Source organism: Prochlorococcus marinus XMU1412 (genome assembly GCF_017696315.1).
Taxonomy (GTDB): domain Bacteria; phylum Cyanobacteriota; class Cyanobacteriia; order PCC-6307; family Cyanobiaceae; genus Prochlorococcus_A; species Prochlorococcus_A marinus_AF.
This window is the reverse complement of record NZ_JAAORJ010000002.1, coordinates 78213-92089: the sequence shown is the minus strand read 5'-3', so window position 1 is coordinate 92089 and position 13877 is coordinate 78213. Positions and strand designations below refer to the sequence as shown.

The following is a 13877-nucleotide window of genomic DNA, read 5'->3' as shown; positions in this document are numbered from 1 at the left end:
TATGCCAATAATCACCTTGCCTGATGGTTCAACAAAGGTTTTCGAAAAATCTGTAACTATTCTAGAAATTGCCCAGAGTATCGGCGCTGGATTAGCAAAGGCAACAATTGCTGGGAAAGTAAATGATGTTCTTCTTGATGCGACAATTCCTATAAATAAAGATTCCAACGTTGTAATTATTACATCAAAAGATAAAGAAGGAATTGAAATAATAAGACATTCCTTTGCTCACCTTATTGGTCATGCAGTTAAACAAATTTACCCTAATATTAAAATGGCGATTGGGCCTGTAATTGAAGATGGTTTTTATTACGATATTTTTTCTGAATACAGATTTACTCCTGAAGATTTAATAAAAATCGAAAATAGAATTAATAAATTAATAAAAACAAACTATGACGTTGAAATTTTACAAGTTTCTAAAGCAGAGGCAATTAAAACTTTTAAAGAAAGAGATGAAACTTTCAAATTACGAATAATTGAAGAAATTCCTGAAGAAGGTCTCATCAATTTATACAAGCACGAAGAATATATCGACATGTGTAGAGGGCCTCACGTTCCAAACACTAGACATCTGAGACACTTTAAGTTACTAAAATTATCAGGCTCATACTGGAGAGGTAATAGTGAGAATGAATCATTACAGAGAATTTATGGAACTGCATGGGCTAAAGAGAAAGAACTCAAAGATTATTTAACAAGAATTGAAGAGGCGGAAAAAAGAGATCATAGAAAACTTGGGAAAAAACATTCACTATTTCATATCCAGGAAGAATCCCCAGGAATGATTTTTTGGCATCCTAATGGATGGATAATCTACCAAGTACTGGAAAAATTTATAAGAGAAATACTTAAAAAAAATGATTATTTAGAAATTAAAACTCCACAAGCTGTTGATAAATCTCTCTGGGAAAAATCTGGTCATTGGGAAAAATTTAGAGACGATATGTTCACTACTGCATCAGAAAATCGAACTTATGCTATAAAACCAATGAATTGTCCATGCCATATTCAAGTATTTAATCAAGGTTTAAAAAGTTATAAGGATTTACCTATACGACTTGCTGAATTTGGCTCTTGTCACAGAAATGAGCCCTCTGGTGCACTGCACGGCTTAATGAGAGTAAGAAACTTTACTCAAGATGATGCGCACATTTTTTGCACAGAAGAGCAAATTCAAGAAGAGGTATCTATTTTTATAGATCTTGTTTTCGAGGTTTATAAAACTTTTGGTTTTGATGAAATCATTATCAAATTATCAACTCGTCCTGAAAAAAGGGTAGGCAGTGAAGAGATTTGGGATAAATCAGAAGAGGCTCTTACCAAAGCTCTAGATAATAAGAATCTAAAATGGGAACTCCAACCAGGGGAGGGGGCTTTTTACGGTCCAAAAATAGAATTCTCGTTAAAAGATTGTCTTAATAGAGTTTGGCAATGCGGAACTATTCAGGTTGATTTCTCAATGCCTATTAGATTGAATGCAACTTATGTGGATATTGATAATGAAAAAAGAAATCCAGTTATGCTTCATAGAGCAATTTTAGGATCCTTTGAAAGGTTTATAGGAATTTTAATTGAACAATATGAGGCAAAATTCCCAATTTGGCTTGCGCCTTTTCAAATAATCTTATTGAGCATTACTGATAGAAATATTGAAAAGTGTTTAGAGTTTAATAAATTAATAAATAATACTGGTTACCGATCAAAAGTTGATATTAGGAATGAAAAAATAGGATATAAAATACGAGAGGCAACTCTCGGCAGAGTTCCTTTAATTGCAGTTATTGGAGATAAAGAAGAGGAAATTGATTCAGTCGCCTTAAGAGCTTTGAATGGAAAAAATTTAGGAATTTTCAACTTACCTAATCTTTTCAAATTAATGGATGAACAAATTGAAAAAAAAGGGAGAATAGAATAATTTCTAAATATATGAATTTTCTCGCTTGTGATTTAGGAGGTACAAAGGTTCTATTAGGAATTTTCGAAAAAGAAAAAAATAATAATTCGCCCAAGTTGATATTCAAAAAGAAATATATATCGTCTGATTGGAGTTCTTTTGAACTAATCCTAGAGGATTTTCTTAAAAAAGAATGCAAAAATATTATTCATCCTTCTTCTGCATGTTTCGCAGTAGCTGGTCCTTTATCTAACAACAACGCAAAAATCATTAACTTGTCATGGAATATTTCTGGAAATGCTTTACAGAGGAAATTTAATTTTAAAAGCTGCGAGCTAATAAATGATTTCGCTGTACAGATTTATGGAATACCTTTTTTGAAAAAAAATCAATACTCTACTATCCAAAATGGATCCCATGCTGAAGGAGTTAATAATGATTTGCATGCCATTGTTGGAGCTGGAACTGGCTTGGGCATTGCAAGAGGATTAATATCAGGGAAAAAGGTAAAAGTTTTAGCTAGTGAAGGTGGTCATGTTGAGTACTCCCCAAAGTCAAGATTAGAATGGGAATTAAAGATTTGGCTTAAGAATTACCTAAAAGTTGAAAGGATATCTTGTGAAAGAATTGTTAGTGGCACTGGTTTATCAAGAATTGCCGAATGGAGACTAACCAAACCTGATGCCCAAGATCATCCTCTACAACAATATTTAAAAAAAATTAAAATTTTTGATGCTGCGAGAAAAGAACTACCTGAAAAAATTTGTAACCTTTCTAAAGAAGGGGATCAGCTAATGATTGAAGTTGAGAGGATTTGGTTAGGCGCTTATGCCTCTTTATTGGGAGATGTTGCTCTTCAAGAATTGTGCTTTGGCGGGTTATGGATTTCTGGAGGAACAGCATCAAAACATTTCAAAAATTTTAAATCAGATTTATTTTTAAAACAATTTTTCGACAAGGGAAGATTAACAGATATTCTTAAAACAATACCTATGAAAGTAATTTTAGATGAAGAGTTTGGACTTTTTAGTGCAGCCTGCAGAGCAAAAATGCTTTTAAAAACTTAAAAAAAATGTCTATTCCTGAAGTAGGTAAAAAAATTAGGGTAACAGTGCCTTCCACAACTGCCAATTTAGGGCCTGGATTTGATTGTCTTGGAGCAGCATTAGATTTGTATAATGAATTTATTTTTACAAGAATTGAAGGTGGTGGAGATAGATTTGATTTGATAATGGAAAGTACCGATGGCAATCACTTAAGAGGAGGACCTGAAAACTTAGTTTTTAGAGCAGCTCAGAAAGTATGGGAGAGCGCAAATATGGATCCTTTTGCACTTGAAGCAAGAGTTAGGTTGGCGGTGCCTCCTGCACGCGGGCTGGGAAGTAGTGCTACAGCAATTGTTGCCGGCTTAATCGGAGCAAATGCAATAATGAACTCTCCTTTGTCCAAAGAAAAACTCCTTGAACTTGCCATTGATATAGAGGGTCATCCTGATAATGTAGTTCCCTCTCTTCTGGGTGGGCTTTGTTTGACAGCCAGATCTTCTTCTCAAAGATGGAGAATCATTAGATGTGATTGGCACGATTCAATTAAAGCTGTTGTAGCAATACCTGCAATTCGTCTAAGCACAAGTGAAGCAAGAAAGGTTATGCCCAAGAATGTACCTATATCTCATGCAGTGACAAATATGGGGGCACTTACTTTGTTACTAAACGGCTTAAAAGCAGGAAATGAGGAACTTATAAAAGAGGGAATGTTTGATAAGCTGCATGAACCGTACAGATGGAAGCTTATTAAGGGTGGATTAGAAGTTAAAGATGCAGCACTAAATGCAGGTGCTCTAGGATGCGCAATTAGTGGGGCTGGACCAAGTATCTTAGCTTTGTGTAAAAAAGAAAATGGTAAAAACGTCAGTCAAGCCATGGTGAAAGCATGGGAGAATTTAGGTGTAGCTAGCAGAGCGCCGTTCTTAAACGTTCAAACAACCGGCAGCCAATTTAGCACTATCTCGGGTAAGTAGTTTTACTTAGGCATTTTTAATGTTATAGTCTCAAGCTAGTACAACTTCAACTAGAATAAAAAAATTATTCATTACATAAATGAATTTAGAATCTTTTCCTTGGCTATCATCTATTGTTTTACTGCCTTTAATTGGGGCATTAATTATGCCTTTCTTGAGTTCAAAAGAAGGAGAAGATAATACACTCCCTAGAAATATCTCATTAAGTTTTTTATTTATAGATTTTTTACTAATAATCGGCGTCCTTTTTCAAAAATTCAATACTTTAGATAGCTCTTTACAACTGGTAGAAAGAGTTTCTTGGTTACCATCAATAGGCTTAGAGTGGTCTCTTGGCGTAGATGGACTATCTGCTCCCTTAGTAGCTTTAAGTGGGTTAATTACTTTTTTATCAGCTGCGGCTAGTTGGAAAATCAAGAAAAAATCCAATTTATATTTTGCGCTTTTATTAGTCCAAGCATCAGCACAGGCACTAGTTTTCCTTTCTCAAGATTTCCTATTATTTTTCTTGGCATGGGAACTTGAATTAGTTCCGGTATATCTTCTTATTGCGATTTGGGGAGGAAAAAAGAAATTATATGCGGCCACTAAATTCATTCTTTATACTGCTTTAGCTTCTTTATTAATACTCATAAGTGGGTTAGCACTTGCCTTGAGTGGCGATACCTTTACTCTAAATATTACTGATTTAACCAATAAACATGTAACGGGCAGCCTAGCTTTATTATCATATTTAGGATTTTTAATTGGTTTTGGAGTAAAACTTCCTATCTTTCCATTACATACTTGGTTACCCGATGCACATGGAGAGGCGAATGCTCCAGTATCAATGTTACTCGCTGGCATACTCTTAAAAATGGGAGGTTATGCCCTCTTACGATTCAATGTTCAAATACTACCTGAAGTACATCTTCAAATTGCACCTGCGCTAATTATTCTTGGCATCATTAACATAATTTATGGAGCTCTTAATGCATTTGCTCAAGATAATGTTAAAAGGAGAATTGCATGTAGCTCTGTGAGTCATATGGGTTTTGTTCTATTAGGGATTGGAGCAGTTGATGCTCTAGGGATTAGCGGAGCAATGCTACAAATGATCAGTCACGGACTTATTGCTGCAGCTATGTTCTTTGTTACCGGCTCATTCTATGAAAGAACAAATACTCTTTCTATACCAAATATGGGCGGCTTAGCAAAGGTCTTGCCAATAACTTTTGCTTTTTTCTTGGCAAGCTCATTAGCCTCTCTAGCACTTCCCGGAATGAGCGGTTTTATAAGTGAAATAACTGTGTTTTTAGGTATCACTAGTCAAGAAGGTTTTAGCTCTATCTTTAGATCAATCACGATTCTAATTGCAGCTATAGGATTAGTTCTAACACCAATATATCTATTATCAATGTGTAGGAGAGTATTCTTTGGCCCTAGAATTCCAGCACTAGCTACAGTTAAAGAGATGAATGGTAGAGAATTGACTATTGGTTTCAGTTTATTGTTGCCTACATTAGTAATAGGTTTTTGGCCCAAAATCGCCATAAATTTATATGAATCTTCAACCAATGCTCTCAGTCAGCAGCTTACTTTAGCTAAATTAGTTGGATTAATCCCAACTTTAGTTAATTAAATTATCTTAAAAAATGGATACCTCAATTTTTAAATATGGAGAGTTACCACAATTTAAAAAATTTACTCCTGAAAGCATTAGTAAACAATTTCCAGTAGTACTAGAAAAGATAAATAATGAATTTAAAAACATAGAAAAAAATTTATCTAATTATTTGATTCAAAATGATTTAAATTGGGATAAGGTAATAAATCCTTTAAATGAAGTAAATGAAATTCTTAGATGGAGTTGGGGAGTAATAAGTCACCTAAATGCTGTAAATAATTCTGAAAGTTTAAGAGATATTTATTCAAAATTTCTTCCAGAGATTATTAGCTTGAGTAATAAATTCGGGCAAAGCAAAATAATTTACAATTCTTTAGTCAAGCTTAAAGAAACAAATAACTTTGATCAAATTAAAAACAGAATTTTAGATAAAGAAATTATTGAGATGCAACATAGAGGAATTTCACTACAAAAGAATGATCAAGAAGAATTCAACAAAATTTCAGAAAAGCTTGGAAAACTATCAACTGAATTCAGTAACAATGTTCTTGATGCCACTAACGAATGGTTTTTAATATTAAATAAAAAATCTGAAGTTAATGGTCTTCCTGAACGAGTACTTGAATTGATGGCAATTTCTGCACACAATCACTTAAAAAAAGATGAAGAAGTTGATATTAAAAATGGTCCTTGGAAATTAAGTCTAGATATTCCAACTTATACTTCGTTCATGACATATGCCACCGAGCGTAATCTTAGAGAAAAGCTATACAAGGCATTCGTTAGCAGGGCGTCTCAAGGAGAAAAAAATAATTCTCAAATCATTGAAGATATATTATCTCTCAGGACAAAAAAAGCAAATCTTCTCGGTTATAAAAATTGGGCTGAACTAAGTTTGTCAACGAAAATGGCGAAAGAAATTAAAAAGGTAGAAAACCTTTTAGAAGAATTGAGAGACCCAGCATTCAAAACCGCAAAAATTGAATTAGAAACGCTCGATAAGTTTTCTAAAGCTAATGGGTTTCCAAAATCTCAGAATATTGAACCATGGGATATTAGTTATTGGTCTGAACTTCTTAGAAAGGAAAAGCTCAATTTGGATCAAGAGTCTTTGAGACCTTGGTTCCCACTAAATGATGTTTTGAAAGGTTTATTTAAATTAAGTGAGAAGCTTTTTGAGATAAAAGTGGTTGAGGCAACTGATGAGGTTCCTGTATGGAATGATGACGTCTTATTCTTTAATATCCTCAATAAAGAAGATAAGAAAATAGCATCTTTTTACCTAGATCCATATTCGAGGCCTAAATCAAAAAGAGGAGGGGCTTGGATGGATGAATGTTTGAATAAAAATAATGTTGGCAAAAAGACCCTCCCCGTAGCTTATCTCGTTTGTAATCAGACTCCACCATCAAAAGATAAACCTAGTTTGATGAGTTTTGAAGAAGTTCAGACACTTTTCCATGAATTTGGTCATGGTCTTCAACACATGCTTACTACTGTAAATTTTCCTCAAGCAGCTGGCATCAACAACGTTGAGTGGGATGCAGTCGAACTTCCAAGTCAATTTATGGAAAACTGGTGTTTTCATAAAAATACACTTATGAATATTGCTAAGCACTACAAAACGGGAGAAAAATTATCCGATGAGAATTTTGAGAAGCTCCTTAAGAATAGAACTTTTAATTGTGGTATGGCTACTCTTAGACAACTACATTTTGCAATTACAGACCTTAGGTTGCACAGTAGTATTGATAAAAACGAAGGTAAAACAGCAGATGCGATAAGAAGAGAAATTGCAAAACAAACTACTGTTATTGAACCAATTCAAGAAGATCACTTTCTTTGTTGTTTTAGTCATATATTTGCAGGCGGATATTCTGCAGGATATTACTCATATAAATGGGCTGAAGTTCTAAGTGCTGATGCATTTTCAATGTTTGAAGAAGCTGATCTAGAAAACTCTGAAGATTTAAAGTTAATAGGAAAGAAATTCAAAGATACAATACTTAGCTTAGGAGGAAGCTTACCTCCATTAGACATATTTAAACTATTCAGGGGAAGAGAGCCACAAACTGATTCATTAATCAGGCACTTAGGTCTATCTGAAGCTACTTGATAATTTCACCGATTATTTTGTCAACCACAGATTTATTCCTTACAAGGTTTCTATGTATATATACTTTTACTGATATTTTTTTTCCAAAATTTAAATTTGTCCACCATCCAGGGAATACCATCATATCCCAATAAGTAAAGAAATTTATACACTCAATTTCATCAAGAAAAAAATCATTATTTGAGAGTTCTCTTAAAAACTTACTATTTATTTTCATTTCGGATATTCCTCTAAAGGGGCATTTAGGTATTAATTGAGCCATTAAAGTTCCTTTGTGAGGGGAACCTATAGATATTAATCTTCTTGTTCTTTTATACCCATTAAATTTTTGAAGCCAGTATCTTCCAATTATTCCTCCCATAGAAAATCCCAAGATATCGATTTCTTTTTCTAAACCATATTTCTCCAAAATTAATTCGTTTAATTTATTAGTCAAATCCAGAATTGAAGTCATTCCATATGAATGCTTAAGAGTTGGGGCAAAATATTCAATGCCAATATAATCAAGTTTTGAGGTAATAGAAGAAAAAATACTTGAAGTATTCCAAAGACCATGAATCAATATAATGGGATTTCTTTTTTCCAATACTTTAATTATTTTCAAGAATTCTTTCTATTGACACCTTCCCATCGAAACCTGTGATTGGAGGATTACATTTTGTCAAAATAATTTTAACTTTAGAAAGCTTAAATTCCTGATCAATGATTTCTAAAATTTCGTTTGAATATTTTTCGATTGTAAAACAATATATTTTCTTTGATTGGTCTTTTAAAATTTGAACTAATTTTGAATAGTCAATTGTTTTTTCTATATCATCATTTACTGTACATTTTTCAAAATCAGTCCACAAAAATATATCTAAAATAAATAGTTGTCCTAATTTTCTTTCTTCCTCAAGAACGCCAACCCTAGCCCAAAGTTTAATATTCTCAATTTTTAAAAAAGTTTCCATCTTTAAAAGTTTTAAAGATCTTTATGCGTATAGATAGCCTTTCCTGATGACAAATCATCAACTATATTCCCATCACCTTTTAGGAAATATTTATAAGTTACCAAACCTTCTAGACCTACAGGTCCCCTTGGGGGAAGAGTTTGAGTAGATATGCCAACTTCAGCGCCAAATCCATATCTAAACCCATCTGCGAATCTAGTAGAGCAATTATGAAAAACACCTGCACTATCAACTACATTCATAAATTTATTGGCAGTATTTGAATTTTCAGTAATTATTCCATCTGTATGTTTTGAACTATATTTTTGAATATGTGTGATTGCTGCCTCAAGATTATCAACAATTTTTATAGATAGAATTAAATCCAAATATTCAGTTTTCCAATCTTCTAGGCTAGCCTCATATTTTAACCCTAATTCAACTGATCTCTTGTCTCCTATTAATTTAACATTATTAGAATTAAAAAGAGGGATGGCTTTTTCTAAAAAAGCTGGTGCGATATCTTTATGGACTAATAAAGTTTCGATAGCATTACATGCCGCAGGATATTGAATTTTGCTGTCCAAAGCGACTGATAAAGCCATCTCTATATTTGCCTCAAAATCTATAAACAAATGGCAAATTCCATCAGCATGTCCTAGCACAGGAATTCTTGTATTCTCCTGAATAAATTTAACTAATTGATTACTTCCTCTTGGAATTATTAAATTAATGTATTTATCAAGATTTAACATCGCCATGCTATCTTTTCTGCTTGTTAGTAAACATATTGCATTTTTATCAAGACCTGATTCATTTAAACCTTCTTGCAATGCTTTCACTATTGAAGTATTTGTTAAATTAGCTTCACTACCACCTTTTAGCATTACTCCATTACCTGATCTTATAGCTAATGAACTAATCTGCATCACGGCATCTGGCCTTGATTCAAAAATTATACCTAAGACTCCAATTGGTACGGTTTTTCTTTCTAAGATCAATCCCTTTGAAAGCTCTCTTTTTATTTGAACTTGATTTGCAGGATCAGCCAAGTCTCCAACTTTTCTTACTCCTTCAATTCCTGAATTTAATTTTGATTTTGATAACTTTAATCTAGAAAGTAAAGCACTAGAAATACCCTTTTTTTCTGCACTTGCATAATCCGCATTATTAGCCTCTAATATTTCTTTAGAATTTTTTTCTAGATAGTCAGCCATAAAATTTAAGGCTTTAATTCGATTTTGATTTTCAGTCTGACTCATTTTTATTGATGCCAAACGAACTTTCTCAGCTTTTTCTAGAAGATCATTACCTGGTTGAGGAACTTCAAAGATATTAGCCATAATATTTTTTAGTTAATATAATAATAATTCAAATTAACGATTCTTTAAAGTAAATTTCTTTCTGAATTAATATCTAAAAAATAATTGAACTTGACTTTTCCAATCTCCATTGGAATCATAAGATCCTAATAATTCTAAGTTTGGATTTGCCTGAAAAGTCAAAATTCCTAAAGGTGAAATATCATCTCTACCTGGAACCGTTTGAAAGGCAAAATTTATTGCATCAGTAATATCAAGACCTATTTCGGCTACCCAAGCTTGAGAAGAAAATTCCTCATTAGAAGATGATTGACCATCATTCTCTAAATCTAAATTTTCATTGGAAAAAATATTATTTAAAGCATCATTATTTTCTATTAATGCTGGATATAGAGATAACTGAAATCTTTCACTAAATGCATCAGCATTATTAAGTTGAGAAATAAATGCTCTATTTATTAAATTTGCAGAGTTACCTCCAATCAAACCAATTATTTGTGATCTGTTATAACTTGGAGTACTTCTTAATTGGATTCTTTTATTTTCATCAGCAAAAGATAATTGATCTAAAAATCCCTCATAAGATGCTTCAATTTTTATAAGCCTTGAATTGCCAATCCCAAATGATCCTAAACCACTAGAAGTCGCATTAATATCAAGATCACCTGATATATTTGAATCCTGATTATTTTCACTTATAGGTATTATAGAATCCGGAACTTTACTGATTAAAGAAAAATTTATAAATGGAACTACACCACTTCTTGATGCAAATAAAATATAATTATCTTTATTTTTATCAAGTTTAAACGGGGTTGTATATAGATTTGCTCTACCTTTTTTAAGATAAATAAGACCCCTAGCATTTAAATCTTTTCCTACCTCACCGTTTATAGTAAGGTCTAATTTGGTATCTAAATAAGCTTGAACTAACTCTGAATATTGGAGTTTAAATTCTGGTCCAAGTTTTAATTTAAGGTTATTAAAACTCAAATTATTTAAATAATTAGGCAAAGTTTCTCCTAAAAGAACTGAATTCAAAATTGTTTCATTTGATATTATTTCAATATTCTCATTATTATTCCAATAGAGTTCTGGCCAATCTTTTTTATCCTCTTTTCTTATGAGATTATTTTCTTTTTTGTTATTTTGATTGGTGCTATTAAAATTAATAAATCCATTATTAAAAGATAGAGAACCTCCCAAAACAGGACTTTCAAATGATCCACTTAAATCGATATCTGAATCTATTAAAAAATTAAAATTATCTTTCTCTAAAGTAAATCTTTTTGTTATCAAATTAATTTTTGCCTTATCGGAATTATTTTTACTATAAAAAGGCAAAGACCCTTTTATAAAAATTTCACTAGAATCTTCAGCCTTTGCCTTTAGATTATTAATCTCTAAAGAGTCAAAATCAAAAATTATTACGCTATTAATATCTTCTATTATATTGTTGAAAATATCAATTTCAGAATCGTTAATTACGACAAATCCATTTAAAAGAGGTTTATTTAAGGTGCCTTTTAGAATAATTCTAAGATTCACATCACCTTCTTTAAAGGTAAAGTATTCATCAGCAAAAATATCTATTAACTCAATAAATTTTCCATTCCCATTAAATCTTAGATCTAAGTTATCTGATTTATTTATAGGTATTGATCCTTCAATATTAATTGGGATTTCAGAATCATTTATTAAAAGGGAAAAATCAATATCAAAAATAGAATTATCAAATTCAACTAGTCCTTTATCAAATATTATTGTGTTATTTTTAATTGATGAATTATTGGAAGAAATTTTACTAGAGAAAGATTTTGTATCAAGATCATAAAATAAATTCATATCTAATCCTCCAAGAAAATCCCTTGGTTTATTTAGAAAGATATTTGCAGTACTTAATGGTAATTTGTTAATTATTAAAGAACCTTGCCCTGTTAATAATCCTCCTTCCAAATCTATAGAAAATTCCTCTTTATTATTCTTGTAGTCATCTTTAGGTATATCAAGATAGCCATTTAATTTTGCATTCAATTTATAATTAACTGGTCTATCGCCCTGGATAGTAATTTTCCCATTGTATCTACTACTAAATTTATTTAAATATTTTTGCAAATTAAATTTGTCCTCTAGCACATTACTATTTTCAATAAAGTTATTTATAAGATCGATCCTTTCTTTAAATGATTTATTATCATTATTTATTTCCAAATCATCCAAAATATTGGATTTACTTATGGGAATAATTTTTTTATTATCAAAGTTAAAAATATCAACTGCGGTAAGGATAGTCCAACTAGTGCTTACATTCGTGAATTTTGAATTAATAAAATTATTTTTATTTGCATCATATTCGACTTCAATTACTCCTCCATCAATTGGATACAATGAAGAATTTATATAAAAATAATTATTTTTTACACTGAAATCAAATAATGAATTGGCTAGATTAATATTTCTATATTTACCTAAACTCCAAGCAATTCGCCCGTCAAGGTATGACTGGTCTGAAGAAATTGATCCCTCACCATTAATAATTCCATCAATTCTATCGAATTGATTTTTGTTTAAAGATAATTCAAGTTCATCAAGAGGAAAATTATCCGCTCGCCAGTTATAACTATCCTCCTCTTTAACTATACCTACAGTCCCTTTATTTGAGTTAAAAACTCTTATAAAATTTGCATTATCTAGTTTAAGATCAGAATCAAACTTTATTGAAAGAAATGAAGGGATTGGAGAATATCTATTTTTCATATTTAGAAGAAATTCATTATTTTCATTTTTAATATCCCCCTCCCATGTTTCTCGAATTCGGATACCTTTAAAGTGAGGATAGTCAACATTAAAGTTTATAGAAATATTAGGATCAGTAATTTTTCCTTTAAATTCTCCTTTTGCAGTAATGAAACCCCTTATATCATTTTTTCGGAAAATATTTAAATTAGATAATTGAGTTCTATTTACTTTGAAACTAGTATCTATATCACCAAAATTAATACCTCTTCTATCAAACCAATAGGGCATATTACCCGATAATTTGATATCTGGATTCAGGCTATTAATATATCCAATACTTCCTACTAGATCAATATTATTAGAACTTTTATTAAATGGTACATTGAGATTAAAATTAGAAGTCAAAGTTCCATAATTTAATTTTTCTGAATTAACAATTAAATTATTATCTTTACAAAAAAACCTAGTTGAATCTGAATTTATATTCTCTGCGAAATCTTCTGGTTTTATTTTTAAATTAGTAAAAGAAAATCTTCCTTCACAAATTGTACGCTTTGATGATTTATTAAATTTAAAGTTAGATTTAAAAGTACCCTTTTTAAAGCTAATTTTTCTACTCCCAATAATATATTCAGAATTCTTAAGATCTAGACCATTAGAAAATAAATCCAGTTTTAAAAAGTCTTGATTTAACTTTGTATTTAATTTAAATTTTAAAAAACCCTTTTCATCAAAATTTGATTTTACATTTGCAATGATTTGTCTATTTCTTGACTTATAAATAACATTACCTTTCACTTTTGTTTTTAATCCTGCTTTAATAAACTTCAGATCTGAATATTTATTTAAATTAAAATTCAATTCATAATTTGATTGTGATTTTTGTATGGTTCGAGCATTTTTATAAGAATCATCTTTTTTAAAAAAATCTCTATCTATATTTAAGGCAGCTTCCTTAGGACTTATTTTTACAATCCATTTTTGTTTTAAAAAAGATCTAAAAGGCATAATGCCCACATATACATTTTTAGCTTTAATTTCAGAATCTATATTTTTTTTATCTTTAATTTTTGAATTACCCAAAGAAATACCTAGAAATCTAAGTCCGACATAATCCCCTAAATCAACATTTTTATCTAAAAGAATCTCAAGACTTTTTTCTAGTTCTAATTTCCTAGAACTATAAGTTTCTTTTAAAAAATTATTTAATAAAAAAGAGCCTAAAAAACCTAAGGGTAAAAGCAT

Annotated in this window: 9 protein-coding genes; 5 read left to right on the top strand and 4 right to left on the bottom strand. The window is 30.9% G+C overall.

Annotated elements, in window-relative coordinates:
* The first annotated feature begins 1 nt into the window (after position 1).
* The 5 genes from thrS (at position 2) to HA152_RS03210 (ending at position 7639) form a co-directional block, all read left to right on the top strand.
* Positions 2-1918, top strand: a complete 1917-nt coding sequence (thrS, locus tag HA152_RS03230) for a threonine--tRNA ligase (RefSeq protein WP_209133511.1) — start codon at positions 2-4, stop codon at positions 1916-1918.
* Positions 1919-1929: 11 nt separating this feature from the next.
* Positions 1930-2964: a glucokinase gene (locus HA152_RS03225; RefSeq protein ID WP_209133509.1), complete on the top strand. Its 1035-nt coding sequence runs from the start codon at positions 1930-1932 to the stop codon at positions 2962-2964.
* Positions 2965-2969: 5 nt separating this feature from the next.
* A complete protein-coding gene (gene thrB / locus HA152_RS03220) occupies positions 2970-3917 on the top strand; it encodes a homoserine kinase (RefSeq protein ID WP_209133507.1) in 948 nt (315 codons plus the stop codon).
* Between the two features lie 79 nt (positions 3918-3996).
* Positions 3997-5538, top strand: coding sequence for an NAD(P)H-quinone oxidoreductase subunit 4 (locus tag HA152_RS03215; RefSeq protein WP_209133505.1), 1542 nt, complete (start codon positions 3997-3999; stop codon positions 5536-5538).
* Positions 5539-5551: 13 nt separating this feature from the next.
* A complete protein-coding gene (locus tag HA152_RS03210; protein ID WP_209133503.1) occupies positions 5552-7639 on the top strand; it encodes a M3 family metallopeptidase in 2088 nt (695 codons plus the stop codon).
* Here the strand turns inward: HA152_RS03210 and HA152_RS03205 are convergent.
* The 4 genes from HA152_RS03205 to HA152_RS03190 all read right to left on the bottom strand — a co-directional run bounded on the left by HA152_RS03205 (position 7632) and on the right by HA152_RS03190 (position 13877).
* Complete coding sequence (locus tag HA152_RS03205) at positions 7632-8225, bottom strand: esterase/lipase family protein (RefSeq protein WP_209133501.1); 594 nt, start codon at positions 8223-8225, stop codon at positions 7632-7634. The two genes, HA152_RS03210 and HA152_RS03205, sit on opposite strands and share 8 nt — an antisense overlap.
* A gap of 4 nt (positions 8226-8229) precedes the next feature.
* Positions 8230-8592 carry a dihydroneopterin aldolase gene (gene folB / locus HA152_RS03200; RefSeq protein ID WP_209133499.1) on the bottom strand — a complete coding sequence of 121 codons (363 nt, stop codon included), beginning with the start codon at positions 8590-8592 and terminating at the stop codon, positions 8230-8232.
* An 11-nt stretch (positions 8593-8603) separates the two neighbouring features.
* Positions 8604-9914, bottom strand: coding sequence for a glutamate-5-semialdehyde dehydrogenase (locus tag HA152_RS03195; protein WP_209133497.1), 1311 nt, complete (start codon positions 9912-9914; stop codon positions 8604-8606).
* 66 nt (positions 9915-9980) lie between these two features.
* Positions 9981-13877, bottom strand: coding sequence for a translocation/assembly module TamB domain-containing protein (locus HA152_RS03190; protein ID WP_209133494.1), 3897 nt, complete (start codon positions 13875-13877; stop codon positions 9981-9983).